The organism is Iamia sp. SCSIO 61187 (genome assembly GCF_019443745.1).
Lineage (GTDB): Bacteria > Actinomycetota > Acidimicrobiia > Acidimicrobiales > Iamiaceae > Iamia.
The window spans coordinates 3646215-3671090 of record NZ_CP050948.1; the positions used below are offsets into that span (position 1 = coordinate 3646215).

Genomic DNA, 24876 nt, shown 5'->3' on the forward strand with positions numbered 1-24876 from the left:
GGTCCCAGCTGCGCCTCCCTGGCGGGGACGGCGAGTCAGGCGATGGCGGCGGAGGTCGCTCGGACGACGGGCCGGCCGGGTGGGCGGTCCAGCGCCGGCAGCCCCGTCCGGCGGTCGGTCGCGGTGGCCACCGCCAGGACCGCGCCCGAGGCGAGGACCAGGTCCGCCGCCCGGGCGCCGTGTGAGGCGAGCGGCGGACGGGCGGCCGGGCCCCGGCCCACGCGCAGCTCCGAGCCGAGCCAGCGGTGCCCGCCGAGGTCGCCGGGCCCGTCCCAGGGCCCCGGCGCCCCGCCGGCGACCTGACGGTGGTCCAGGGTGGTCCGCCCGCCCTCGGTGAGCCGTACCCGCGTGCGGACGCGACCGGGTTGCTCGGCGGAGCGGCCCAGCACCAGCTCCTCCCGCCAGCGCAGCGTGGCCCCCGAGGCGAGGGCGATGCGGAGGTCGACGTCGAGGTCGGCGCCCGCGACCACGATGGTGGGCTGCACGTCCCAGTCGAGGTGCCCGTCCTCGCCCACGTCCGCGGTGACGACGAGCCGGCCCCTCCCGCCGGCCGGTCCGGGCTGGGCCAGCATGGCGGCGACCCCACGGACCTCGAGCCGGGCGAGGGCGCCGACGCGGATCGCGAGGGCGAGGTCGTCGCCGCCCAGCGGGCCGGCGGCCCCGCCGACGAGGTGGGCCCGACCTCCCGGGGCGAGCCGGAGGAGCAGGGGTGCCTCGGAGCGCAGGTGGGTCACGCGGGTCCCCCCGCGCCCGTCGGCCTCCGCCTCGAGCCGGGCCCGGGCCCTCAGACCGGGACCTCGCCGACCGCGGCGCCCTGCCAGACCCTCACCTGCTGGGTCAGCCACTCGGCGACGGGCGTGACCCCACCGGGCGAGCGCAGGGCGGTGGTGACCACCGGCTTGCCGGACCGGCGCGCGGCGGCGTCGGCGATCATGCGATCCACGTCGGACCCGACGAGGGGTGCGAGGTCGACCTTGTTGATGACGAGCAGGTCGGCCAGCTCGACGCCGGGACCGCCCTTGCGGGGGACGTCGTCACCGCCGGCGGTGTCGAGGACGAAGATCTGCCGGTCGACCAGGCCCTGGCTGAACACGGCGGTGAGGTTGTCGCCGCCGCTCTCGACCAGGCTCAGGTCGGCGGGGGCGAAGCGGCGCTCGAGCTCCTCGACGGCGTCGAGGTTGGCCGCGATGTCGTCGCGGATCGCGGTGTGCGGGCAGGCGCCGGTCTCGACCGCGACGATGCGCTCCGGGTCGAGGACGCCCGCAGCTCGCAGGGCCAGCGCGTCCTCGCTCGTGTAGATGTCGTTGGTCACGACGACGATGGCCAGGTCTCGGGCCAGGGTCCGGCAGAGCTCGGCGACCAGGGTCGTCTTCCCGCTCCCGACCGGCCCCCCGACCCCCACCCGGAGCGGGCGGCCGGCGGCCGGCGCGGGGTGGTGGTGGGCGGCGCCGTGGTCGTGCTGGTGGTGGTCGGCGATCTGGAACAGGTCAGCTGGCAAAGAGCCGGGCCTCCTCGTGGGCGTGGACCTCGGCGAGGAGGTCGACGGTGACGGTCCCGCCGGGGGGCAGGTCGGATGGGCCGCCCACCCCGGCCGCGGTGGCGGCCAGGGTGGCGAGCAGCGGGTGCAGGCCGACGACCACGGCCTGGGCTTCGACGGGGTCGAGGCCGCGGAGGCGGACCGCGGCCGATGCGGCCATCGACGCCGCGCCGTGCAGGGACAGGGCGGCGGCGTCGACCGGGCTGATCGACGCCGCCCGGCCCACGGCCCCCAGCACCGCGGCCTGCGGCGTGCGCCGACCGTCGGCCACGAGGGCCAGACCCGGCGACGGCCAGAGCCGGCCCGCGGCGCGGAGCAGCAGGCGGCCGAGGCGATCGCTCGTCGCCCGTTGGGCCGCCGACGGGATGCGGGCGTCGAGCTCGGCCACGAGGTGCTCCCACCACGGATCGGGCGTCACCACCTCGTGGCCCGCGGCCAGCGCTGCGGCCGTCGCCTCGACCAGCGCCGCCTCCGGCAGCCGTGCCTCGAGGAACGACCGCAGGTCGTCGGCGCCGTCGAGGCCCATGTGGCGCACGGCGGGTTCCACGCCCCACGAGTGCGACGAGGCGCCGACCGGAAGGCGACCGTCGCCCAGGACGAGGCCGGCGAGGACGCTCACCGCGGTCGTCGGCACGGGCCCGGCCATCAGAAGAGGAAGTAGCGCTGGGCCATGGGGAGGACGTCGGCCGGGTCCTCGGTGACCAGGTCGCCGTCGATGTGCACGGCGAAGGTGTCCGGGTCGACCTGGATGTCGACCAGGGCATCGTTCTCGGGCATGTCGGCCTTGCCGACCGACCGGGTGTCGGCCACCGGCACCAGGCGCCGGCGCACCCGCAGCCGGTCGGCCAGCCCGTCCTCGAGCGCGGCCGGCGCCACCCAGGCGACGCTGAGGTCGCCGGCGACGCCGGGAGCCGCCCCGAACATCGGTCGGGGCAGCACGGGCTGGGGGGTGGGGATGGAGGCGTTGGCGTCGCCCATCTGGGCCCACGCCACGAAGCCCGACTTGAGCACCACGTGCGGCCGGACCCCGAAGAACGCTGGGTCCCACAGCACCAGGTCCGCCAGCTTGCCCGGCTCCACGCTGCCGACCTCGTGGTGCAGCCCGTGGGCGACGGCGGGGGCGATGGTGTACTTCGCCACGTAGCGCCGGGCCCGGTGGTTGTCGGCGGCGCCGTCGCCGGGCAGCGCCCCGCGCCGTCGCTTCATGGCGTGCGCCGTCTGCCAGGTGCGGAGGGTGACCTCGCCGATGCGCCCCATGGCCTGCGAGTCCGAACCGATCATCGAGATGGCACCCAGGTCGTGGAGGACGTCCTCGGCGGCGATGGTGCTGGGCCGGATGCGGCTCTCGGCGAAGGCCAGGTCCTCGGGCACCGCCGGGTTGAGGTGGTGGCAGACGATGAGCATGTCGAGGTGCTCGGCGACGGTGTTCACCGTGTGGGGCCGGGTCGGGTTGGTCGACGACGGCAGCACGTTGGGGTGGCTGGCGACGGTGATGATGTCGGGGGCGTGTCCGCCCCCCGCTCCCTCGGTGTGGTAGGCGTGGATCGACCGGCCGCCGATGGCGGCGACGGTGTCGGCCACGAAGCCGGCCTCGTTGAGGGTGTCGGTGTGGATGGCCACCTGGACGCCCGAGGCGTCGGCGACCCGGAGGGCGGTGTCGATCGCCGCCGGGGTGGTGCCCCAGTCCTCGTGCAGCTTGAGGCCGGCGGCCCCGGCCCGGAGCTGCTCCCAGAGGCCCTCCTCCGACACCGTGTTGCCCTTGCCCAGCAGGGCGACGTTGACGGGCCATGAGTCCATGGCCTCGAGCATCCGGGCCAGGTTCCAGGCGCCCGCGGTGACCGTCGTGGCCTTGCTGCTCTCGACCGGGCCGACGCCCCCTCCGACCAGGGTCGTCGTCCCGGCGGCGAGGGCGGTGGGCACCAGCTGCGGGCAGATGAGGTGCACGTGGCTGTCGACGGCGCCGGCGGTGAGGATCTTCCCGTTCCCGGCCAGCACCTCCGTGGAGGGGCCGATCACCAGGTCGGGGTGGACGCCGTCCATGGTGTCGGGGTTCCCGGCCTTCCCCAGGGCCACGATGCGCCCGTCGCGCACGCCGACGTCGGCCTTGATCACTCCCCAGTGGTCGAGGACCACGGCCCCCGTGATCACCAGGTCCGGTGTGCCCTCGGCGCGGGTCGCGCCGCCCTGGCCCATCGACTCGCGGATGACCTTGCCCCCACCGAACACGACCTCGTCGCCCCCGGCGCTGCGGTCCTCGGTGACCTCGATCCACAGGTCCGTGTCGGCGAGGCGGATGCGGTCTCCCGTCGTGGGGCCGAACAGCCGACGGTAGGTGGCGCGGTCGGTGGTCTCAGGCGTCACGACCGCTCCGATCCGGGTGCTCGGTGACGTCGAGGGGGCCGGCCACCTCGCCCCGCAGACCGGCAACGATCCGGCGCCCGCCGAGAGGGACGAGCGTGACCTCCTGGGCGATCCCCGGCTCGAAGCGCACCGAGGTGCCGGCGGGGACGTCGAGGCGCCAACCTCGGGCCGCGGCGCGGTCGAGGTCCAAGGCGGGGTTGGCCTCGGCCAGGTGGAAGTGCGAACCGACCTGCACGGGCCGGTCGCCCGTGTTCTCCACCACCAGCGTCCGGCGAGGGCGGCCGGGCGAGCGCGGCACGGGATCGTCGGGGCCGACGACCTCGCCGGGCACGAGCGGACGGTCGGGGGCGGACGGCGTCACGGGATGGGCTGGTGCAGGGTCACCAGCTTGGTGCCGTCCGGGAAGGTGGCCTCGACCTGGACCTCGGGGATCATCTCGGGGACCCCCTCCATCACGTCGTCGCGGGTGAGCACCTCGCGGCCGGCCTCCATGAGGTCGACGACGGATCGTCCGTCCCGCGCCCCCTCGAACACCCACGACGTCAAGACGGCGACCGCCTCCGGGTGGTTCAGGCGCAGCCCCCGGCTCCGCCGGTCCCGGGCGAGCTGGGCCGCGACGTGCACCAGCAGCCTCTCCTGTTCGTGGGGGGAGAGGTGCACGGACGACTCAGGCCACCGCAGCGCGGTGCGACAGGAGGTGGGCTCGCATGCGGGCCTCGGCCTCACCGGTCTCGCCCTCGAGCAGGTGACGCACGATGGCGGCGTGGTCCCGCCACGACGAGCGCACCCGCTTCTCGTCGGCCGGGACCCGGAGCTGGTCGGAACGCTGCCGGACGGTCTGGAGCAGGCGGGTCAGGAGCGGGCTGCCGCTGCCCTCGGCCAGGAGCAGGTGGAACCGCCGGTTGAGCTCGACGAGGGTCTCGACGTCCCGGTTGCGAGTGGCGCGGTTGCCCTCCTTGAGGAAGGCCTCCAGCTCGCCGGTCATGCCGTCGTCGCGGCGCTCGGCCACGAAGCGCACGGCGATGAGCTCCAGCGCCAGACGGATCTCCTCGACCGCCTCGGCCTCGGACGTGTCGGTGCCCACGACGCGCACGCCGCGGCGGGGCAACCACTCGAGGAGCCCCTCGGACTCGAGGCAGCGGAAGGCCTCGCGCAGGGGGATCCGGGAGACGCCGAGCTCGCCGCTGAGGGCGCTCTCGCCGAGGCGGTCCCCCGGCTCCAGCTCGCCGTCGAGGATGCGCCGCCGCAGCTCGTCGACGATCTCGTCGCGAAGGGTCCGGTGGGTGTCGCCCAGCTTCATGGCATGCAATATCCCACAGGCGCGGCGGAGGTCGCGGCGATCGGGGCGGTGCCGTCAGACGCCGTGCAGACCCTGTTCAGGGCGATCGTCGGCGCCTCAGGCATAGATCCGGTCCCAGCGCTCGGCCACGAAGCGGCCCGCGGTGGTGGCCCCGCCCCCGTCGGGTCGGGCCACCGGCGACGCCGGGTCCGGGAAGACGAAGAAGACGACCGACAGCCGCTCGCCATCGCCCGGAGGCGCGACGACCCGGTGGCGAGGGGCCCGCCACCGGCCGCCGGTGGTGTGGGCCATGAGGTCGCCGAGCAGCAGCACCAGCGCCCCGTCGATCGGGGGCACCGCCACCCACGACCCGTCGACGTCGACCTCCAGGCCACCGGTGCCGGGCGGGTGGTGGAGCAGGGTGAACGGCCCGAAGTCGGTGTGGGCGCCTCGCAGGCCACCCTCCTCGGGCTCGGCGTCGCCGGCCTGTCCCCCCGGGTACCAGTTGGTGGCGAGGTTCGAGGTCTGGCCGGCCACCCACCCACGCACGCCCGGGTCGGCTGGGCCGGCGGCCACCGCCAGGGCGTCTCCCACGGCCACCGCCGTGGCCGCCAGGGCGCCGTAGGTCTCGCGCCAGACGTCCCTCATGGCCGGGGCCTCGGCCGCCCAGCCCGCCGGCTCGTCGCGACCAGGGTCGCGCCCGACCTTGAACAGCTCGCAGGCATCGCGCCCGCTGACGGCCGAGCCGTCGGCGGCGGCGTAGGAGGCCGAGCCGGGAGGGCGGTACCCGAGCTTGGCCTCCCCCTGGGCGGCGAGCCTGAGCTTGCCGCCCAGGGGGCGTCGGAAGAACTCCGCCGTGACCTGCTCGAAGCGGCCGAGGAGCGCCCGGGGCAGGGCGGCGTCTCGCACGTAGCAGGCGCCCACCCCTCGGAGGGCGTGGTCCAGGTGCACCGCGGTGGCGGGCTCGATCCCCCCACCGCCGCCGATCTCGAACAGGTCCAGGCGAGCCACCTCGGTCAGCTCCCCATCGAGATGTCGGGGTCGATGAACTCGTTGGTGGCGATGTCCTCCCAGGTGATGTCGTCCGGGACGTCGCTGCCGGTCTCCTCCAGGACGGGGACCACCACGTCGAGGATCTCCGCCATCCGCTCCTCGTCGAAGGAACCGAAGGTCCCGTCGGGTCCGTCGCCGAAGGTCCCGAACTCGCCGAGCTTCTCCCACGCGTACTGGCTCTGCTCGACCGGGGTCTGCCAGAAGTCACCGATCTCGGTGTTCATCGCCTCGATCTCCTCGAGGATGCCGTTCGGGTCGTCCATGTAGTCGACCGTCGCCTGCTGCATGATCGGCACGAGCAGCTCCAGGCACTCGCTCTGCTCCTCGAGGTCTTCGGTGCGGACGGCGACGCTGGAGCCGTAGATCGGGTAGCCCGCGTCGTAGAGGAGCTTGGCCTCGAGGGGCTTGCCCCACTGCTCGAGCTGCTCGAAGGTGTAGGGCTCGAGCGTGGCGTACCCGCTACCCAGGATCGCTCGTCCCTCGGCCGCCACGAACTGGTCGGGAGCACCGGTGTAGGACCCGTCCATCTGCTCCTCCCGGATGAGCCCGGCGCCGATCAGCCAGCGCTGGTAGGTGCTGCCCTCGAACACCAGGACGGTGGCGTCGGTGTCGGCGATGTCACCGATCTCCTCCAGGTCGTAGGTCTCCGGGTCGTAGATGATCGCCTGCGGCGGGACGTTCATGTAGCTGAGGACCGCCGTGGTCGGAGCCTCCTCCACGTTCTCGATCCCCTCGTCGGAGTCGATCAGGGCGAAGGTCAAGGTGTCGTCGATGTAGAGCTGCGCCGACGCCTGGGTGTTGCCGAGGAAGGGGCCGCCGGCGCGGACCTCGAAGGTCACGCCGGTGTCGCCGATCTCCCCGCTGTAGGAGCCCTTGGAGCCATCGATCTCCCCGCCCGGACCGATGACGTTGTAGAGGGGCCCGTACTCCGCCTCCGGGAACCAGCCGGTCTGGACCGCCACCGTCTCGGGGCAGGCTTGGGCCAGCTCGCTCTCGGCGCCGCCACCTCCCTCGTCGCCGCTGGCGGCCGGTTCGGCGTCATCGCCGCACGCGGCGACGACGGTGAGAGCCAGGACGACCGCAGCGGTCCGGGCGAAGGTCGAGGTGAATCGCATGGGGCTCCTTGACGTGGTGCTTCGATGGCCCGTCCCCCCGGACGAGCGATCGGCATGTTGTATACGTGAGTCCGAGCGAGATGGTTTCCCGGCCGTGACGGCTGGACGTCGACCTCCCTACGCCTTCCTGACGCCGTCAGATCGTGGACAGCAGCCGGCAGCGTCCTCGTCACGCGCCGGACCACGACCCGTCACACATCTTGCATACAACATTCGGACGCCGCCATGGACGCCCGTAGGAGCCCACGCCAAGTGACCCAGACCGCCCCCCTCGCCCCCTCGGCGCTGGCCGCCGGCCGCCGGCTGGTGGCCGATGCCGACGCCTGCGACGATCCCATCGCCACCGCCCGCCTCCTCCCCCGCGCCGCCTACGTCGACCCCGACGTCTTCGCCTTCGAGAAGGAGGCAATCTTCGGTCGGGAGTGGCTCTGCATCGCCCACACCTCAGAGGTGCCCGAGCCCGGAGACACCCTCGCCCTCCAGGTGATGGACGAGCCGGTGCTCGTGGTGCGCGACGCGGGCGGACAGGTCAACGTGCTGTCGGGCATCTGCCAGCACCGGGGCCACCCCATCTTCGACGGCCTGGGCGCCCTGCCCGACGACAGCCCGTGCTTCAAGGCCAAGCGCTTCACCTGCCCGTACCACAGCTGGGTGTTCGGCCTCGACGGGCGCCTGCTGGCGGCCCCGGAGATGCAGGCCACGGTGCCGGTCGAGCAGCTGCGCCGCACGGTCGCCCTCCCGTCCATCCGCACCGAGGTCTTCCACGGTCTGGTGTTCGTCTGCTTCGACGACGATGCGCCGTCGCTCGCGCCGACGCTCGCCCGCCTCGACGAGGAGCTGGCCACGTTCGGGCTCGACGAGCTCGTCGCCATGCCCGCGTCCACCCGCACCGGCCTGCGATGGAACTGGAAGCTGCACCACGACAACGCCCTCGAGCCGTACCACACCTCGTTCGTGCACAAGGGCGTGCACGAGGCGGCCCCGGCGGCCAACGCCCGCTTCTACGACTTCACCCCCGGTGAGGGGGCGGTGATGCACCCCACCTACCTCACCTCCGAGGACGTCAGCCTGGCCACCACCTCCGGAGAGCGCCTCACCGCGCCGATCCCGGGCCTCACCGACGACCAGCGCCGGCGGGTCATGTTCGCCTCGGTCCCCCCGCTCCTGTTCGCCATCCTCCAGCCGACCCTCGTCTCGTTGTCCTTCGTCCTGCCGGTCGGACCCGACGAGATGGCCCTGCGGCGGGTCGACCTCTACCCCAAGGCGGCGGTGGAGGAAGAGGGCTTCGAGGAGGCCTACGCCCTCCAACGGGAGCGCAAGAAGGTCGCCATCATGCAGGACCAGGAGACCCTCCTCGCCCTCCAACGGGGCTACCGGTCGCGCTACGCGCCCCGAGGACCGCTGTCGCACCTGGAGGCCGTCATCCCCCAGATGAACAGCTGGCTCCTGGATCGCTACCGGGCCGCGGTCGCAGCCGCCGACGCCGGCCCCGAGGTGGCCGTCGAGGTCCCGCGTGCCCGCTGACGCGGTGCTGCAGTCCCTCGTCGATCGCGTCGCCATCGAGGGCGTCATGGTCGCGTACCACCGGGCGTGCGACGCCCCGGAGGGGAAGGGCCCGCTCGTCGCCGCCCTCTTCACCGAGGACGGCCGCTGGGAGAGCGTGGGCCGCTTCGCCACCCCCGGGTGGGAGGCCGTGGGCCGCGAGGCGCTGGAGGCCAAGTTCGACCGCAACCACGAGCGGATGCCGTACGCCCTCCACCACCTGACGGGCGGCCAGGTCGAGGTCGACGGCGACGCCGCCTCGGGCTGGTGGAGCTACTTCCAGCACTGCACCCACCGGGGGACGACGCCGCTCTGGATCGCCGGCGAGTACCACGTCGAGCTGCGGCGCCAGGGCGCGCGCTGGCTCATCGCCCAGATGCTGGTCGAGAACCACTTCACCACCCCGTTCGACAAGGGGTGGGTCGAGGTCCCCCACGTCGCCACCCCCTGATGGCGGCGGGGAACCTGCACGCCCTGCGCCACCGACCGCTCGCCGCCTACCTGGCCGGGAACCTGGTCTCCAACTGCGGGACGTGGATCCAGAACATCGCCCTGGCGGTGCTGGTGTACCGGCTGACCGACGGCGACACCTTCTGGGTCGGCGTCGTCGGGTTCAGCCAGTTCGCCGCCTACGGGCTCCTCGCCCCGTGGAGTGGCCGGGCCGCCGACCGGTTCGACCGCCGCCACCTCGGCATGGCGGCCGGCGTCGCCAACGCCGCGATCGGCGCCGCCCTGGCCGCGGTGGCGGCGCTGGGGGCGGCGTCGGTGGCGGTCGTGTGCGTCCTCGCCCTCCTCGCCGGGACCGCCACCGCGTTCGCCACACCTGCGGTGAAGGCCCTGGTGACGGGGCTGGCGCCGCCGGAGGACGTCGGTCGCGCCATCGCCCTCGACTCGGCGTCGTACAACGTGGCGCGGGTCCTGGGCCCGCTGCTCGGTGCCGCCGTGGTGGCCGGCGTGGGCGTGCCGTGGGCGTTCGCCCTCAACGGAGCGGCCAGCCTGGGCCTGACGGTGGGTCTCCTCGCCGCCGGGCCCGTGCTCCGACCCCGGGCCCGGCCGTCTGCCTCCTCGGCTTCCGCCACCGCCAGCCTCGCCGAGGCGGTGAGGGTGGTGCGGGCCGATCCCCTCCTCCTCTCGGCCTTCGCCGTCGTGGCGGCGGTGTCGACCGCGTCCGACGCCGTGACCACCCTGGGACCGGAGCTCTCGGTCGACGTCTACGGGCGGTCCGACACCTTCGCCGGCGTCCTGGTCGGCGCCTTCGGGCTCGGGGCGATCGTGTCCGTGCTGACCTTGTCGCCCGCCCTGCGGACGACCCCGGGGCGGCTCGTCGGACGGTGCTCGGTGATGGCGGCCGGGCTGCTCGTCCTCGCCCTCGCCCGGGGAGACGCCCTCGGGCTGGCGGCCCTGGTGGTGGCCGGGGGCGGCTACCTGGCGGGGAACACAGAGGCGAGCACCTCGATCCAGCTCGGCGTGGACGATGCCGATCGCGGCCGCATCTCGGCCCTGTGGAGCATCGCCTTCCTCGGGCTCCGGCCCGTCTCGTCGCTGGTGCTGGGGACCACCGCCTCGGTGGCCGGAGCCCGCGTGGCGGCCGCGGTGGCCACCGTCCCGCTGGCCCTGACGGTGATCGCCCTGGTCCGCCTGGCGCGGCGCCGGGCGACGGCACCCGTCGCGGCCATCTGAGGCCGCCGGGACCCAGGTCGGAGCGGCCGCGACAGCCCGGGCGCGGGTGGATGCCCGCCCGGCGCACCAGGCGGTCCGGTCAGCCCGTCGTGTCGTAGGCCGGCTCGTCGACCCAGCCGGTCGTGAACCGGGTGGAGAAGAAGGTCGCCACCCGCAGGTGGCTGAGCTTCCAGACCCCGTCCTCGACGGCGAGGTCGTTGACGTAGTGGCCGGCCGTCCAGAGCGGCACGGTGCCCTGGAAGGTGCAGGGCTCGAAGTAGTACCAGCGGGCGGTGGCCGTGCCGGCCTCCAGGTCGAGCCGGTCGATGCGGGGGTTGGTGAGGAAGTGGATCGAGAACGGCAGCCGGGTGTGGTTGCGGTCGAACTTCTTCACCAGGGCCTCGGTGCCCTGGGCGGCCCAGGCGCCGTGGTCCTCGACCCGGTCGACCGCCTCCCAGATCCCGTCCCGGGTGAAGGCGGCGGCGACCGCCGCCCCCTTGCCGGTCGGGGAGTCGCAGGCGCACATGTAGCGCACCATGGCGGCTTCGATGCCGGCGCGCGCCTCCAGCTCGGCCGCCCGCCCCTCGACGGCGGCGATCCGGTCCTCGAGGGCGGCGACGGTGGCGGCGAGATCGCCCGGGGCGGGGCGGCGGACGTCGTCGGTCATGACCGCACCGCCACCGGCCGGCCCGCCTCCAGTGCCGCCCGGTAGCGGGGCACCAGCCACTCGTGGAGCTGGTGGACCGTCTCCTCCAGCGCCGCCAACCGGCCGCGGGGGGCGAACGACGACCCGTAGCCGCGCTGGACGGCGCTCGCCGTCGCGCGGTCCTGCTCGACGGCGAGCCCCTTCTTCTCCCGCTGCTCGGCGTAGATGGCGTCGAAGGCCGGGTGCTCGACGGCCGCCCGGGGGTACAGGTTGATCCGTCGGACGGTCACCGAGCCGGCGGCCTGCGGCAGGATCAACGACATGTCGAGCATGGTCGGCGACTGGATGAGGAACAGGGTGGGGGGCACCGACGAGAACATGATGCGGCGGCGTTGGTCGGCGTCGAGCCCGTCGATCGCCGGCAGCTCGACCTGCCCCGAGAAGGTGTTCAGCGAGGCGTCCTCGCTCACCAGGTAGGTCGGGTGCCAGATCATCCCCTGCCCGGGCGCGAACGGCAGGAAGCGGGCCAGCTCCGCCGGGGCCTCGCCGTGGACGTCGGCGTGGACGTAGGACGTGTGGTACGGCTCGAGCGCGTTCTCGTGGTGCACCTTCCAGTTCCACGGCAGGTCGACCCGATCGATCGGCGGCATGGCCACCAGGTCCTCGGACCGGTAGGCCTCGAGGTCGGCGCCCAGGGCGGCGAGGCTCGGGGCGAGCGGTGCGGCGTCGTCGTCGAAGGTCACGAAGATCATCCCGTGGAACACCTCCGAGCGGACCTCGGGCAGGCGGACCTCCTCCTTCAGGTGCGCCACCGGGGTGGTCGCGTGCATCTGCGGGGCGGCGAGGAGCTCACCGCCGAGGCCGTAGACCCAGTGGTGGTAGGGACAGGTGAAGCGGGTGGCGGCGCACACGTCCTCGGGCGGGGTCCCCAGCCCGTCGAAGATGGGGTGCCCCCGGTGCTGGCACACGGCGGACAGGACCCGCACCACGCCGGCGGCGTCCCGCACGACGATGAGGGGCTCGCCGACGACGGTGATGGTGAAGAAGCGCCCGGCCTCCGGCACCTGCCCGACGTGGCCGACGCACAGCCACTCCCGCCGGAAGAGCGCCTCGACCTCGAAGGCGAAGAAGTCCTCCGAGGTGTAGGCCGCCCCGGGCAAGATGGCGGCATCGGCGAGCGGCAGCAGGCAGTCGTCCATGGCGGCGACCACCTCGGCGGCATGCTCCCGGACCGCGGCGCTCAGCCGGGTCACAGCCCCAGCTCCAGCTTGACCATCTCGTCCCGCGCCGTGCCCTCGATCACCAGCTCCAGCTGGCGGGCGTTGAGGGCGCCGTAGCCCTCGATCGCCCCGGTCGACGCGCCCTGCACCTGGAAGTCGTGGAGGGACGGGAAGTCGCAGGTCATGGTGATGTGGTGCAGGCCACCGAGGGCCGGAGCCCACACGGCGTAGGGCCGGAGCCCGGCGTCGACCAGCAACTGGTTCTTCTCCCGCTGGAGGGCGATGAAGGCGCCGGCGGTGCCGAAGTGGAGGTTGCGGTACACCCGGTGCTGGTGCAGCTGGGCGGGGATGTCGGTCACGGGGCTCCTACGGGAGAGGGGTCGGAGGGGGCAGGTCGCGAGCCGGCGTCGGCGTCGGCGAGGTGGGCCACCGATCGGGCGAGCCAGGCCTGGCTGCTCGGGTCGACGGGCAAGACGGTGAGTCGGTCGAACCCGAGTCGGGCCAGGTCCGCCACGGCACCGACGACGTCGTCGGGTGACCCGGCGAGGTGCAGGGCATCGGCCGGGTCGGCGCGGCCCCCGACCTCGAGGGTCACGCGGGCGGAGAAGGCGATCGCTCGCCCGGCGGCAGCGGCCACGGTCCGGGCGACGTCGATCCGATGGGCCAGCACCGCCAGGTCGGGCGGCCGCTCGCCGGGCCCGAGTCCGATCGGCGACAGGATCTCGAGCCGGTCCACGAGGGCGGCGGCCCGGCGCTGGAGGACGGGGCGGGCCGCCCCGACCACGAGCGGGACGGGGTGCGGCGTCGGCGCCCACGGCACGTCGACGTGGGCCTGCACGTGCCGGCCGGCGAAGTCGACCCGGCCGTCTCCGTCGAGCATGGCCCGGCACACCGCCGCCGCCTCGATGAGACGGTCCACCCGCGCCGCGGGCGGTCCCAGCGCGGCGCCGACGGCGGTGTGCTCGGGCTCGTACCAGCCGGTCCCGAGCCCGAGCTCGGCCCGGCCACTCGAGATGCGGTCGAGGGTGGCCGCCGCCTGGGCGACCTCGGTCGGGTGCCGGCGGGTGACGTCGAGCACCGTCTGGGTCAGGACCACCCTCTCGGTCACCGCGGCCGCCGCTCCGAGGGCCACGAACGGGTGGTCGAAGGCCTGCTCCGGACCACCGGGAAGGGCGCAGAACAGGTGGTCGAGGACGCGGACCCCGGCGAACCCGGCGGCCTCGGCGGCCACCGCCTCAGCCGCGGGGTCGCCCCCGAGAGCGGGGCCGAGGATCTGCACGGGGATGGGTCCTTCCGGAGGAGCAGGGGTTCGGGATGTTGTATACGAGCCATCGGTCGGCATGGTTTCGTCCGTGTTACGGATGCGGTCGCCCACCCAGGTCAGGTGGCGTGAAGGTGATCGAGTTGGACCCGTAACGCGCGGGAAACCGATGCGTGGCCGGACTCGTATACAAGATGCGAGATGCCTTCCTCCTCCCTCTCCCTCGACGAGGCGGAGGCTGACGCCTCGGCCTTCGAACGGCCGGCGGGCGACAGCCCACCCATCCTCCGCTTCGAGCAGACGTCCAAGGTCTTCCCCGACGGCACCGAGGCGGTCGTCGGCGCCGACCTGGCCGTCCACCCCGGGGAGCTGGTCTCCATCGTGGGCCCGTCGGGCTGCGGCAAGAGCACCCTGCTGCGCATCGCCGCCGGCCTCGACGACGCCACCGGCGGGACCGTCACCGTCGACCGGTCGAACGTCGGCTACGTCTTCCAGGACGCCAACCTTCTCCCCTGGCGGACGGTCCGGCGCAACGTCGAGCTCTTCCTCCAGCTCCGAGGCGTCCCGGCCGAGGAGCGCAGGGAGCGCGTCGACCGGGCCCTCATCACCGTCGGGCTCACCGACTTCGCCGACCACCACCCGAAGTCGTTGTCGGGGGGCATGCGCATGCGCGTGTCGCTGGCCCGCTCGCTGACCCTCGACCCCCCGCTCTTCTTGTTCGACGAGCCGTTCGGCGCGCTCGACGAGATCACCCGGGAGCGGCTGAACGACGAGCTGCTGTCGCTGTTCACGGCGCGCAGCTTCGGCGGGCTCTTCGTGACCCACTCCGTCTACGAGGCCGTCTTCCTCTCGACCCACGTGGCGGTGATGTCCGCCCGGCCGGGCCGCATCGTCGAGATCGTGGACGTGCCCTTCGACTACCCGCGCCGCCCCGAGCTGCGCCACCAGCCCGAGTTCGCCCGCATCACCGGCCGGGTGTCCGAGATCCTGAGGAGCGTCCACCGATGACCGCGACCGCCGTCGACACCCCTCGCTCGACCGCCACCAACCCCGTCACGGAGGTGGGTGCCGCACCGCGCTCGCGCCCGAACCCGCTCGTCCGCGCCCTGAGGACCCTGTCCAAGGCCCTCGGCCCGCTCGCCGTCCTCCTGGTGGCCTGCGGGATCTGGTACGTCATCACCTACGTCGTCTTGCCCAGCCACCAGCGCTTCCTGCTGCCCCCTCCCCACGAGGTGGTGCAGGACGGGTTCCTCGACAGCCGCACCCGCGGCGAGCTGTTGAGGGGGCTGCTGTCGACCACCCGGGTGGCGCTGTCGGGGCTCACCCTGGCGTTCGTCCTCGGGACCACCTTCGCCATCGTGATGGCCCAGGCCCGCTGGATCGAGCGCTCCTTCTACCCGTACGCGGTCATCCTCCAGACCATCCCGGTCCTGGCCCTGACCCCCCTCGTCGGCCTGTGGATGGGGTTCAACTTCCGCAGCCGGGTCCTGATCTGCACGATCCTCGCCCTCTTCCCGATCATCACGAACACCCTCTTCGGCCTCCGGTCGACCGCCCAGGCCCACCACGAGCTGTTCAGCCTCCACACCGCGTCCCGGTGGACCCGGCTCGTGCGCCTGCAGCTCCCCTCCGCCCTGCCGTCGGTGTTCACCGGTCTGCGCACCAGCGCCGGCCTCTCGGTCATCGGCGCCATCGTCGCCGACTTCTTCTTCCGGCAGGGGGAGAAGGGGATCGGACGGCTCCTCGACGTGTACCGGTCCCAGCTGGCCACCGACAAGCTGATCGCCGGGGTCATGTGCTCGGCCAGCCTCGGCGTCGCCGTGTTCCTGGTCATCACCGTCGTGTCGAACCGGGCCCTGCGGTCCTGGCACGACTCGGCCCGGCCCTGAGCCGGGGGTGACCGTCGCCGTCCCCGGGCTCGTCCGCCCGCGCGACGTGGACGAGGCCGTGGCCGTCCTGGCCGACGGGGCGGCCCGGCCGGTGGCCGGCGCGACGGCGCTCCTGGTCGACGTGGCCCGCGGGGCGGGGGCGCCGAGCCGGCTGGTCGACCTCACCACGCTCGACGAGCTGACGGCCCTCGACCCGGCCGCCGGGTCGGGTCTGGGCAGCAGGCGCGTCGGTGCCGCCGTGTCGCTCGCCCGCCTGGTCCGTTCCGGCGGCGCCCTCGGGACGGCAGCGGCGCAGATCGCCTCGCACCCGGTGCGCCTCCGGGCGACCGTCGGCGGCAACATCGTCGCTCCGGGGTGGCCCCACGACCTGCGCACGGTGCTGTGGGCGCTCGGAGCGACGCTCGAGGTCGCCGGCCCGGCGGCGCGCCGTCGGGTCGCGGTGTCGCTCGACCCCCGAACCCTCGCCCCCCAGGAGGTCCTCGTCGCCCTCCACGTCCCGTCGACGCCGGCCACGGTGGTGGCCGGGGGCGGGGTGACCGCCGGGCGGCCCGCCCTCCAGGTGGTCGTCAGCCGCTCCACCGGGCGGGCCGCCGTGGGCACGTCCGGATGGCGTCGACCCCTGCCGGCGACGGGGACCGCCGCTGCCGCGGGGACCGACATCGGCGCCGTGCTGGGCGACGAGCTGGTCGGGCTCGGCGTCCCGCGGCTGGTCGCCCACGACCTCGCCGACCGATCGGCGCGACCCGCCGCATGACCATCCCCCCGACCGAGACCGCCGCCACCCCGGTCACCGTCCGGGTGGGGGATGAGGCGCTGCCGGTGCCGGCCGCCCCGTCGACCACCTTGCTGGACGTCCTGCGCGGCGCCGGTCGAACCGAGGTGAAGGAGGCGTGCGGCGAGGGCCGCTGCGGCGCCTGCGCCGTGCTCGTCGACGGCGAGATGCGCCTGGCCTGCATCGAGCTCGCCTCCCGGGCGGTGGGCTGCTCGGTCACCACGGCGGGCTCGGCCGGGTGCGCCCCGGCCCGGGAGGCGCTGGCCGCGACGGGGGCGATCCAGTGCGGCTTCTGCACCCCGGCCGCCGTCATCGCGCTCACCTGGGCCGCCGACGGGCGGGCGGGCGTGGACGACGCCCTCGGATCCCTCATCTGTCGCTGCGGATGCCACGTCGGCTTCCGGGAGGCGGCCGCCCGGCTCGGCCTCGGGGTCGACGACGGCACCGCCCTCGGGTCGCTCCGTGCCTGACGCGACCGGGCGGGAGCGACGGGCCAAGGCCGCCGGGCTCCACCCGTTCGCCGGCGACCACGTGCCACCCGGAGCGCTCCACGGCGCCGTCGCGCGGGCGCCCCTCGCCCACGCCGACATCGTCGCCGTCGACGTCGCCGCCGCCCGCCGCGAGCACGGGGTCGTCGCCGTCTACACCAGCGCCGACATCCCGGGCTCGGTCCGGGTCGGCACCATCCAGCCCGACCAGCGGGTCCTGGCCGAGGGTCGCATCCGCCACGCCGGTGAACCGATCGCGTTCGTCGTGGCCGAGACCGCCGCCGCAGCCCGACGAGGGGCGGCCGCCGTCGTCCTCGACCTGGCTCCCCGGCGACCGATCGTCGACGCCGCCGAGGCCGCCGCCCACCTCCCCGAGGGCGACGACGACGAGCCCGGCACCCTCCTCGCCCGGCACGTGGTGCGCCGGGGGGACGCCTCGGCCCCGACCGCCGTGGTGGTGGAGGGGACGTGGGCCACGGGGCGGCAGGACCCGGCCTTCCTGGCGCCCGAGGCGGCGGTCGCCGAACCCTGGGGCGGGGGCGTCCGGCTGACGGTGGCGACCCAGGACGTCCACGGTGACCGCACCGACGTGGCCGCCGTGCTGGGCATCGAGCCGGAGCTGGTGCAAGTCCGCGACGGGGGCGTGGGCGGGGCGTTCGGGGGCCGGGAGGAGATGACGCTCCAACCCCTGGTGGCCCTGGCGGCCCTGCGGCTCGGCCGGCCCGTCCGCAGCGCGGTGTCGTCGGCGGAGTCCCTCCTCGCCCACCCGACCCGGCACCCGTCCCGCTCCGAGGTCCGCATCGGCGCCGATGCCGACGGGACGCTCCGCACCCTCCGCGCCCGGGTCGTGCTGGACGGGGGCCCCTACCTGACGACCTCGAGGTCGGTCGCCCGCATCGTCGCCTACGCCATGGGCGGCCCGTACCGGTTCGACGCCGTGGACGTCGAGGTGCGGGTCGGGCGGACAACCAACCCCACCTCCGGGGCCCTGCGGGGGTTCGGCGCGACCCAGGCCTGCTTCGCCCTCGAGTCCACCCTCGACCTCCTGGCGGCGCGGCTCGGGCTCGACCCGACGGCGCTGCGCCTGGCCAACGCCGCCGGCCCGGCCGACCGGCTGGCCACCTCGGGCCAGCCCCTCGGTCCGGCGGCGCCGGTGGAGGAGATCATCCGCACGGCGCGCGACCATCCGCTCCCCGACCTCCCGCCCCCGGCCCCCGGGGCGCGCCGGGCGACCGCGCTCGCCGTCGGGCTCAAGCACTGCCTGCGAGGTGACGGTCGGGTCGAGGAGTCCTGGGCGGCCGCGGAGCTCACCCCTGACGGGCTCCTGGTCGAGACGGCCGCGGTCGACGTCGGCCAGGGACTGCGGACGGTGGTCGAGCGGGTCGTCCACGAGGCCCTCGGACCCGTGCCGGTGACGCTCTCCACGGCCCGGACCGACCTGGCGCCGACGGGGTCGACGTCGGCGAGCCGCCAGACCTGGCTGGTCAGCGGGGCGGTGCTGGCCTGCTGCGCCGCCCTGCGCGCCGGGCTGGGAGATGCCACCGGCGCCCCCGAGGTGCGCCTCGACGGCACCGACGTCGTGACCGGGCCGGACCGCACCCCCCTCGACCAGGTCCTGGCCCGCACCCCGATCGGGCGGGTGGAGCGGCGCTACGCGGCACCGCCGACCCGCGCCGGCGACCCCCACGACGGGACCGGCGACGCGGTGCACGTGGCCTTCATGCACTCCGCCCACCGGGCCACCGTCGACCTGGCCCCGGACGGGTCCGTCGCCGTCCGCCACGTGGTCGCCGTCCACGACGCGGGTCACGTCGTGGATCCGCTCTCGGCCCGTCGCCAGGTCGAGGGCGGCGTCATCCAGGGCATCGGGTTCGCCCTCTTCGAAGAGCAGGTGCTCGACGCCGACGGCGTGCCCGCCGCAGCGCCGGGTTGGGCCGGCTACCCGGTCCCCGTCCTGGACGAGGTGCCCCCGATCGACGTCGTGTTCGTCGAGAGCCACGAGCCGGGCCACCCGCTCGGGGTCAAGGGCCTGGGGGAGGCGCCGCTCATCGCCTCGCCGACCGCGGTGGCCCTGGCCGTGGGTCGGGCCCGGGGGGTTCCGGTCACGTCCATCCCCCTCGCGCCCGGGGCCCGACCCGGGTGGCTCGACGAGGTCGTCGATGCCTGACACCCGACCGATCACCGCCGCCGGGCTGCGGGTCGCCATCATCGGCGCCGGCGCCATCGGGTCCGCCCTCGCCGCCGAGCTGGACGCCGGCCGCATCGACGGCGCCCGGCTCAGCGGTGTCGGCGCTCGAGGCGACACCGCCACCCACCGGTTCGCCGACCTGCTGGACGCGAGCGACGTGGTGGTGGAGGCCGCCGGGCACGCCGCGCTCGCCGCCCACGGGCCGGCCACGGTCGCCGCCGGACGGCAGCTGGTCGTCCTCAGCGTCGGCGCCCTGGCCGACGACGAGCTGCGGGCCCGGGTGCTGGCCGGACCGGGGCGCGCCCACCTCGTCACCGGCGCGCTCGGCGGGATCGACGCCCTGGCCGCGCTGGCCCGGGCCGGCGGACTGCACCGCGTGGCCCTGCGCACGACCAAGCCGGGACCGGTGCTGATCCGGCCGTGGATGCCCGTCGCCCTGAAGGCCGACCTCCGGGCCGGGCGACCCGTGGTGGCCCTGTCGGGCACGGCGCGCCAGGCCGCGGTCGCCTTCCCGGCGTCGGCCAACGTGGCCGCGACCCTGGCGCTGGCGACGCTCGGCCTCGACGCCACCGAGGTCGAGGTCCGAGGTGGTCCGCGGGACCAGCCGGTCGAGCACCTCGTCGAGGCCGACGGGCCCATGGGCAGCTACCGCTTCGAGCTGCGCAACCGGACGACCCCGGAGAACCCCCGCACCTCGGCGCTGGTCCCCTGGAGCGCGGTGGTGCTCCTCGAGCGTTTGGCCGCCGACGTCATGGTCCGGTCAGCCAGGTGAAACGCACCGTTCCCCGCCTGGTCACGCCCCGGTGAGAAGTCCCTCGTATACAGAAGGCAGAAGACCTCAGGAGGTTCCCTTGCCGCCCGCCCCCAGCCCGACCGTCGCCGACATCGTGTCCCGCCTCGACGTGTGCGTCGGCGACACCACCACGGCCCGGAGCCTGCCCGGTGAGTGCTACACCTCGGAGGAGTTCTTCGCCTTCGAGATGGACGCCCTGCTCTCGCGCGAGTGGCTGTGCGTCGGGCACCACAGCTCCATCCCCCACGCCGGTGACTACTTCACCGTCACGCTCGTCGACGAGCCCCTCGTCATCGTGCGGGGCGACGACGGGGTGATCCGCGCCCTGTCGGCCATCTGCCAGCACCGGGGCCATCCGGTCGTCACCGGATCGGGATCGTGCACCCAGTTCCGGTGCCCGTACCACTGGTGGTCGTACGGCCTCGACGGCTCGCTGGTGGCCGCGCCCGAGATGCGCCACACCCTCCCCCTGCCGGACCTGCGGGCCGAGGTCCGCCTGCCCGAGCTCAAGGTCGAGATCTGGCACGGCCTCATCTTCGTCACCTTCGACCCCGACGCCTCCCCGCTGGGCCCGTCGCTGTGGCGCCTCGAGCGGGAGCTGGAGGGGTTCGGGATGGAGGACCTCATCGCCACGCCGGCCGAGGACGCCGGCCTGCGCCCGTGGAACTGGAAGCTGCACCACGAGAACGCGCTGGAGCCGTACCACACCCAGTTCGTCCACCGCGGCTACCACGAGATGGCTCCGGCCAACAAGGCCGCCTTCTGGGACTTCGAGCCCGACGAGGGCGTCGTGATGCACCCCACCTACTTCGACAACGTGCTCGGCGGGGTCGACGGCGGGCTCAACCCGATGGGCACGGCCATCTCGCCGATCATCCCGGGCCTGAGCGAGGAGCAGCGGAGCCGAGTGATCTTCGGATCGATCCCGCCCACGCTCTTCCTCAGCATCTTCCCGAACTACATCGGCATGTCGATCCTGCTGCCGCAGTCGGCCGGCGTGACCGGCGGGAGGCGGCACCTCCTCTACCCCAAGAGCGTCGCCGAGGACCCGAGGTGGGAGTGGATCCACCACTGCGAGGAGGCCTTCGACGACGTCGCCGGCGCCCAGGACGCCGACACGACCAGCACGCTCCAGCGCGCGCTGCGCTCCCGCTTCGCGCCCCAGGGGCGCTACTCCCACCAGGAGGCCACCTTGCCGCAGTTCAACACCTGGTTGGTGCCCCGCTACCAGCGCCACCTCGAGCGGCTGGGCACACCCGTGACGATCGGGCCTCGATGAGCACCGACCCGACCGACCTCGGCGCCACCACCTTCGTGCGGCCCGACGCCGCCCCGAAGGTCGTCCGCTTCGACCACATGGTGCTGCGGGTCGCCGACCCCGAGCGCTCGGTGGCGTGGTACCGCGACCGGCTGGGCCTCGAGGTGGAGCGCCTGGAGGAGTACCGACGGGGAGAGGTGCCGTTCCCCTCGGTGCGGATCGACGAGGGCACGGTGCTCGACCTCGACGCCCGCAAGGAGCACACCGGGCACAACGTCGACCACTTCTGCCTCGAGGTGGAGGAGCTCGACCTCGACGCCCTCATCGCCTCGGGGCGCTTCGACGTCGTGGGCCCGCCCGTCCGGCGCTGGGGCGCCCGGGGCGAGGCCGACCTCGTCTACGTCCGCGACCCCGACGGCCACGTGATCGAGCTCCGGCACTACGGGCCGGCGAAGGGCTACGGCTACCACTCGCCGTCGTGACCTCGGCCCCACCCACGACGATCCCACCCCCGGCCCGACCGGTGCCGTTCGTGCGGTCGACGGGCACCGGCGTCGTCGGCGCCCAGGTCCCCGACGCCGTCGCCGTCGGGGCCGCCCTCCTCGCCCGGGGTGGGAACGCCTACGACGCCGCCCTGGCGGCCGCGTTCATCGAGACGGTGGTGATGCCGCCGAAGTGCGGGCTGGCGGGAGACCTGGTCGCCCTGGTCGTCGCGCCCGACGGTCGGGCCCGGTCCCTCGTGGCGATCGGGCCCACCCCGGCCGGGCTCGCCGCCGCCACCGGACCGACCGGACCACCGCTCACCGGACCGCTCGCCGTCGGTGTCCCCGGGGCACCCGCGGGGTACGCCGCCCTGGCGGCCCGGGCCACGCGGCCCCTCGCCGAGCTGGTCGCGCCCGCCGCCGCCCTGGCCCGGCGCGGGGTGCTCGTGGGCCCGGTGCTGGCCCGGCTGGTCGCGGCCAGCGCTCCGCTCCTGCGCCAGCACCAGCCCGACGGGTGCGCCTACCTGCCCGACGACCGACCTCCGGCGGAGGGTGACCGCATCTTGCTGCCCGGTCTGGCCGATGCCCTGGACGACCTGGCCCGCCGAGGGGCAGAGCTGTTCGGCGGGCCCCTGGGCGACGAGCTGCTCGCGACCGTGGGGCCCGCCGGGGGCGTCATCGACCGGGTCGACCTCACCGCCGGCGCCCGGTCGGCGCACTGGCACCCCGCGCCCTGGACCACCGTCGGCGCCGGCGCCGTGTGCACGACCCCCGCCCCGACCTACGGCCCCCTCCTCCTCGACGCCCTGGAGGCGGTGGCCGCCGGATCCGACGTCCTCGGCGCCGTCACCGCGGCGGTGTCCCGCCGCGACCGGCTCGCAACCGACGACGGGACCTCGGTCGTGGCCGCAGCCGACGCGGACGGCACCGCCGTGGTCGTCGTCCACTCCAACTCGTTCCCCGAGTTCGGCGCCGGGCTCGTCCTGCCGACGTCCGGCCTGGTGCTGGGCAACCGGCCGGGTCGGGGGTTCCGGGGTCCCGCCGCCGGTGCGGGCAGCCGGCCCCCCACCACCCTCCACGCCTGGGCCCGGCGCACCGACGACGGTCACCTCGCCGTCGGTGCCACCTCGGGCGGGGAGGACCAGGTCGTGTGGAACACGCAGCTGCTCGGACCCGTCCTGGACCTCGAGGGTGCGGCCGCGACCGAGGCCATCCGGACGGGGTTGGGCGCCCCACGGTGGGCGTCGGCCGTGGACGGTGCGGTGCGCGCCGAGCCCGGCGCGCCCGTCGAGGGCGTCCCCGTCCGGCCGATCGGCGAGGTCCGCTCCGCCCACGTGGTGGTGGGTCGCGACGACCGCGGCTGGTGGGCGGCGGCCGATCGACGCCAGACGACGGCGGTCGCCGCCCCCGCTCGCAGGGCGGACCCGTGACCGGCGCCGACCTCGCCCTCCTGCTCGTCGCCGGCTTCGCCGCCGGGACCGTCAACGGGGCCGCCGGCGGCGGCTCGCTCGTGTCGTTCCCCGCCCTGCTGGCGACCGGGCAGGGTGCGGTGACCGCCAACGTCACGTCGACGGTCGGGATCTTGTCGGGGTACCTGGGTGGTGTGGTCGGCCACCGCGCCGAGCTGCACGACCAGGGCGATCGGGTGCGCGCCCTGCTCCCGGTGTCGGTCAGCGGCGCCGCGGTGGGGGCGGCCGCCCTCCTCCTGACACCCGAGGGGGCGTTCGACGTCGCCGCCCCCTGGCTGATCCTCGCCGCCTGCGCCCTCTTCACGGTGCAACCCCGCCTGGCTCGGCACCTCGCCGCTCGGCGCCGGACGGGCCGGGGCGACGCGCCGCCGCCCGGTGACGGCCCGGCGCCCGGCCCGTCCGGGGCCCTCCAGGCCGCGACGTTCGGCGCCGCCGCGTACGGCGCCTACTTCGGGGCCGGGCTCGGTGTGATCCTCCTCGCCGTCCTGGGCCTCGGCCTCGAGGACTCGCTCATCCGCCTCAACGGGGTGCGCGGGGTCCTCGCCCTGGTCGTGAACGTGGTGGCGACGGCGACCTTCGTGGCCATCGCCCCGGTGGCCTGGGCCGCCGCCGGCGTGCTGGCGATCAGCGCCCTCGGCGGTGGGTGGATCGGTGCGCGCGCCGCCCGGCGCCTCCCGCCGCCGGTCCTGCGGGGGCTGGTCATCACCTTCGGCGCCATCGCCGGCGTCCGGCTGCTGGTGACCGGGTGAGCGCGACCGTGACCCGCATCGAGGGTGTCACCGACGGGGTCGACGGCGGCGCCGTCACCATCGAGCTCGGGGCGTCGGGCGGCGGCCCGGTGGCCGCGGCGCCGATCGACGGCCGGGGGTGGATCGTCCTGCCCGGCCTCCACGACGGCGACCAGTCGTGGCCGGTGCCGGACCTCGGAGTGCGCCCCAGCGACCGGCTGCGGGCGCTCACGGGCGGCAGCCTGACGGTCACGACCGGCTGGTCGTGGGATCGCATCGCCCCCTGGCGCCCCGCCGAGGTCGCCGCCGCCCTCGCGCGCGAGCGCTGGCCCCGGCTCGTCCCGGTCCTCACCGTCCCTCGTGAGGGCTCCGACGGCTTCCCGGCCTGGCTGGCCCGCAACCGCTCCGAGCTGTGCGCCTCGTGGCCCCCGGTCTGCCGGCTGTTCTCGTCCGACCCGTGCTTCGCCACCAACCTCGACGCCGTCTGGGCGGCGGGGCTGCGGGCGGCGGTGTTCTGCTCCGACGACGACGCCCGGGACGACCTGCTCGGCTCGGACGGTGGTCCCGTGCACCTGCGCCACGCCCGGTCCGCGGCGGAGGTCGACGCCGCCCGGGCTCGACCCGACACCACGGTGCAGACATCGCCCCACCTCGCCCTCGCGCTCGTCCCCTCGGTCGCCGCCGGGCTCGACGTCCGGCCAGCCGTCCCCGGCGACCCGGCCCGGTCCTCGCTCCGGACCGCCCTCGACCGCGTGACCATGCTCGCGACCGACCACAAGGCTCCTGTCGCCGGCCAGGTCGGTCCCGGCCTCGACGTGGCCGCCACCCTCCTCCCCGCCGTCCTCACCCTGGCCGAGGAGGGCCCGATCGGGCTGGCCGACCTGCTGCCCGCCGTCACGACCGGGCCGGCCCGCCTGTTCGGCCAGGACGCCGGTCGCGCCGGTCGGATCGTGGTCGATCCGACCGGGGAGGCAGAGGTCCGCCGGTCCACCGACCAGGAGCCGCAGCGGGCGCCCTACGTCGGCCGTCGCCTCCGCGGGCGCGTCGTCGCCGTGGAGCACGACGGAGAGGGGTTCCTGCTGTGACGCCGCCGAGGGGACCTTCGGCCCTGCCCGTCGCCTGCACGTGGTCGTAGC

General features: G+C 74.9%; 27 protein-coding genes. 14 read left to right on the top strand and 13 right to left on the bottom strand.

What is annotated here, in order from left to right:
- Positions 1–35: 35 nt before the first annotated feature.
- From HC251_RS17360 to HC251_RS17400, 9 genes are all read right to left on the bottom strand, one after another.
- On the bottom strand, positions 36–734 hold the full coding sequence (locus HC251_RS17360) for an urease accessory protein UreD (protein ID WP_219941868.1): 699 nt from the start codon (positions 732–734) through the stop codon (positions 36–38).
- A gap of 50 nt (positions 735–784) precedes the next feature.
- Positions 785–1498, bottom strand: a complete 714-nt coding sequence (gene ureG, locus HC251_RS17365; protein WP_255566462.1) for an urease accessory protein UreG — start codon at positions 1496–1498, stop codon at positions 785–787.
- Complete coding sequence (locus tag HC251_RS17370; protein WP_219941869.1) at positions 1488–2183, bottom strand: urease accessory protein UreF; 696 nt, start codon at positions 2181–2183, stop codon at positions 1488–1490. The genes ureG and HC251_RS17370 overlap by 11 nt, the downstream gene beginning before the upstream one ends.
- On the bottom strand, positions 2183–3898 hold the full coding sequence (locus tag HC251_RS17375; RefSeq protein WP_219941870.1) for an urease subunit alpha: 1716 nt from the start codon (positions 3896–3898) through the stop codon (positions 2183–2185). Before HC251_RS17375 ends, HC251_RS17370 begins: the two co-directional genes overlap by 1 nt.
- The gene (locus HC251_RS17380; protein WP_219941871.1) at positions 3888–4229 is read right to left on the bottom strand and encodes an urease subunit beta; all 342 of its coding nucleotides are present in this window, start codon (positions 4227–4229) and stop codon (positions 3888–3890) included. The genes HC251_RS17375 and HC251_RS17380 overlap by 11 nt, the downstream gene beginning before the upstream one ends.
- 26 nt (positions 4230–4255) lie before the next feature.
- Positions 4256–4558, bottom strand: a complete 303-nt coding sequence (locus HC251_RS17385) for an urease subunit gamma (RefSeq protein WP_219941872.1) — start codon at positions 4556–4558, stop codon at positions 4256–4258.
- 7 nt (positions 4559–4565) lie between these two features.
- Positions 4566–5198: a GntR family transcriptional regulator gene (locus HC251_RS17390; RefSeq protein ID WP_219941873.1), complete on the bottom strand. Its 633-nt coding sequence runs from the start codon at positions 5196–5198 to the stop codon at positions 4566–4568.
- 96 nt (positions 5199–5294) lie between these two features.
- The gene (locus HC251_RS17395; protein WP_219941874.1) at positions 5295–6188 is read right to left on the bottom strand and encodes a 2OG-Fe(II) oxygenase family protein; all 894 of its coding nucleotides are present in this window, start codon (positions 6186–6188) and stop codon (positions 5295–5297) included.
- A 5-nt stretch (positions 6189–6193) separates the two neighbouring features.
- A complete protein-coding gene (locus tag HC251_RS17400; protein ID WP_219941875.1) occupies positions 6194–7345 on the bottom strand; it encodes a hypothetical protein in 1152 nt (383 codons plus the stop codon).
- Positions 7346–7597: 252 nt separating this feature from the next.
- Between HC251_RS17400 and HC251_RS17405 the strand changes: the two genes are divergently transcribed.
- Genes HC251_RS17405 through HC251_RS17415 form a run of 3 tightly spaced genes read left to right on the top strand, consistent with a single transcriptional unit; the run spans position 7598 to position 10567 of the window.
- Entirely contained in the window at positions 7598–8869 is a 1272-nt protein-coding gene (locus tag HC251_RS17405; RefSeq protein WP_219941876.1) for an aromatic ring-hydroxylating dioxygenase subunit alpha, read from the top strand.
- Entirely contained in the window at positions 8859–9338 is a 480-nt protein-coding gene (locus tag HC251_RS17410; protein WP_219941877.1) for a nuclear transport factor 2 family protein, read from the top strand. Before HC251_RS17405 ends, HC251_RS17410 begins: the two co-directional genes overlap by 11 nt.
- On the top strand, positions 9338–10567 hold the full coding sequence (locus HC251_RS17415) for an MFS transporter (RefSeq protein WP_219941878.1): 1230 nt from the start codon (positions 9338–9340) through the stop codon (positions 10565–10567). The genes HC251_RS17410 and HC251_RS17415 overlap by 1 nt, the downstream gene beginning before the upstream one ends.
- A 79-nt stretch (positions 10568–10646) precedes the next feature.
- Here the strand turns inward: HC251_RS17415 and HC251_RS17420 are convergent, their stop codons facing one another.
- Genes HC251_RS17420 through HC251_RS17435 form a run of 4 tightly spaced genes read right to left on the bottom strand, consistent with a single transcriptional unit; the run spans position 10647 to position 13691 of the window.
- Positions 10647–11213, bottom strand: a complete 567-nt coding sequence (locus tag HC251_RS17420; RefSeq protein WP_219941879.1) for a nuclear transport factor 2 family protein — start codon at positions 11211–11213, stop codon at positions 10647–10649.
- Positions 11210–12445, bottom strand: coding sequence for an aromatic ring-hydroxylating dioxygenase subunit alpha (locus tag HC251_RS17425; protein WP_219941880.1), 1236 nt, complete (start codon positions 12443–12445; stop codon positions 11210–11212). Before HC251_RS17425 ends, HC251_RS17420 begins: the two co-directional genes overlap by 4 nt.
- Entirely contained in the window at positions 12442–12771 is a 330-nt protein-coding gene (locus HC251_RS17430; protein ID WP_219941881.1) for a hypothetical protein, read from the bottom strand. Before HC251_RS17430 ends, HC251_RS17425 begins: the two co-directional genes overlap by 4 nt.
- Complete coding sequence (locus HC251_RS17435) at positions 12768–13691, bottom strand: LLM class flavin-dependent oxidoreductase (protein WP_219941882.1); 924 nt, start codon at positions 13689–13691, stop codon at positions 12768–12770. The genes HC251_RS17430 and HC251_RS17435 overlap by 4 nt, the downstream gene beginning before the upstream one ends.
- Before the next feature lie 183 nt (positions 13692–13874).
- Between HC251_RS17435 and HC251_RS17440 the strand changes: the two genes are divergently transcribed.
- The 11 genes from HC251_RS17440 to HC251_RS17490 all read left to right on the top strand — a co-directional run bounded on the left by HC251_RS17440 (position 13875) and on the right by HC251_RS17490 (position 24825).
- Complete coding sequence (locus tag HC251_RS17440) at positions 13875–14681, top strand: ABC transporter ATP-binding protein (protein ID WP_219941883.1); 807 nt, start codon at positions 13875–13877, stop codon at positions 14679–14681.
- Positions 14678–15562, top strand: a complete 885-nt coding sequence (locus tag HC251_RS17445) for an ABC transporter permease (protein WP_219941884.1) — start codon at positions 14678–14680, stop codon at positions 15560–15562. The genes HC251_RS17440 and HC251_RS17445 overlap by 4 nt, the downstream gene beginning before the upstream one ends.
- Before the next feature lie 7 nt (positions 15563–15569).
- Entirely contained in the window at positions 15570–16316 is a 747-nt protein-coding gene (locus HC251_RS17450; RefSeq protein ID WP_219941885.1) for an FAD binding domain-containing protein, read from the top strand.
- Positions 16313–16804, top strand: coding sequence for a (2Fe-2S)-binding protein (locus tag HC251_RS17455; RefSeq protein WP_219941886.1), 492 nt, complete (start codon positions 16313–16315; stop codon positions 16802–16804). The genes HC251_RS17450 and HC251_RS17455 overlap by 4 nt, the downstream gene beginning before the upstream one ends.
- On the top strand, positions 16797–18989 hold the full coding sequence (locus tag HC251_RS17460; protein WP_219941887.1) for a xanthine dehydrogenase family protein molybdopterin-binding subunit: 2193 nt from the start codon (positions 16797–16799) through the stop codon (positions 18987–18989). Before HC251_RS17455 ends, HC251_RS17460 begins: the two co-directional genes overlap by 8 nt.
- The gene (locus HC251_RS17465) at positions 18982–19782 is read left to right on the top strand and encodes an aspartate dehydrogenase domain-containing protein (RefSeq protein ID WP_219941888.1); all 801 of its coding nucleotides are present in this window, start codon (positions 18982–18984) and stop codon (positions 19780–19782) included. Before HC251_RS17460 ends, HC251_RS17465 begins: the two co-directional genes overlap by 8 nt.
- A gap of 79 nt (positions 19783–19861) precedes the next feature.
- Positions 19862–21082 (top strand): SRPBCC family protein, encoded by a 1221-nt coding sequence (locus tag HC251_RS17470; RefSeq protein ID WP_219941889.1) that lies wholly within the window; start codon positions 19862–19864, stop codon positions 21080–21082.
- Entirely contained in the window at positions 21079–21543 is a 465-nt protein-coding gene (locus HC251_RS17475; RefSeq protein ID WP_219941890.1) for a VOC family protein, read from the top strand. Before HC251_RS17470 ends, HC251_RS17475 begins: the two co-directional genes overlap by 4 nt.
- The gene (locus HC251_RS17480) at positions 21540–22973 is read left to right on the top strand and encodes a gamma-glutamyltransferase (protein ID WP_219941891.1); all 1434 of its coding nucleotides are present in this window, start codon (positions 21540–21542) and stop codon (positions 22971–22973) included. The genes HC251_RS17475 and HC251_RS17480 overlap by 4 nt, the downstream gene beginning before the upstream one ends.
- Positions 22970–23761: a sulfite exporter TauE/SafE family protein gene (locus tag HC251_RS17485; RefSeq protein WP_219941892.1), complete on the top strand. Its 792-nt coding sequence runs from the start codon at positions 22970–22972 to the stop codon at positions 23759–23761. Before HC251_RS17480 ends, HC251_RS17485 begins: the two co-directional genes overlap by 4 nt.
- Positions 23758–24825: a hypothetical protein gene (locus HC251_RS17490; RefSeq protein WP_219941893.1), complete on the top strand. Its 1068-nt coding sequence runs from the start codon at positions 23758–23760 to the stop codon at positions 24823–24825. The genes HC251_RS17485 and HC251_RS17490 overlap by 4 nt, the downstream gene beginning before the upstream one ends.
- The last annotated feature ends 51 nt before the right edge of the window (positions 24826–24876 follow it).

Coding starts and splice junctions, on each gene's coding strand:
- HC251_RS17370 (WP_219941869.1), bottom strand. CDS start 2,183: ATGGCCGGGCCCGTGCCGACGACCGCGGTGAGCGTCCTCGCCGGCCTC.
- HC251_RS17465 (WP_219941888.1), top strand. CDS start 18,982: ATGCCTGACACCCGACCGATCACCGCCGCCGGGCTGCGGGTCGCCATC.
- HC251_RS17400 (WP_219941875.1), bottom strand. CDS start 7,345: ATGCGATTCACCTCGACCTTCGCCCGGACCGCTGCGGTCGTCCTGGCT.
- HC251_RS17415 (WP_219941878.1), top strand. CDS start 9,338: ATGGCGGCGGGGAACCTGCACGCCCTGCGCCACCGACCGCTCGCCGCC.
- HC251_RS17420 (WP_219941879.1), bottom strand. CDS start 11,213: ATGACCGACGACGTCCGCCGCCCCGCCCCGGGCGATCTCGCCGCCACC.
- HC251_RS17440 (WP_219941883.1), top strand. CDS start 13,875: ATGCCTTCCTCCTCCCTCTCCCTCGACGAGGCGGAGGCTGACGCCTCG.
- HC251_RS17445 (WP_219941884.1), top strand. CDS start 14,678: ATGACCGCGACCGCCGTCGACACCCCTCGCTCGACCGCCACCAACCCC.
- HC251_RS17475 (WP_219941890.1), top strand. CDS start 21,079: ATGAGCACCGACCCGACCGACCTCGGCGCCACCACCTTCGTGCGGCCC.
- HC251_RS17455 (WP_219941886.1), top strand. CDS start 16,313: ATGACCATCCCCCCGACCGAGACCGCCGCCACCCCGGTCACCGTCCGG.
- HC251_RS17390 (WP_219941873.1), bottom strand. CDS start 5,198: ATGAAGCTGGGCGACACCCACCGGACCCTTCGCGACGAGATCGTCGAC.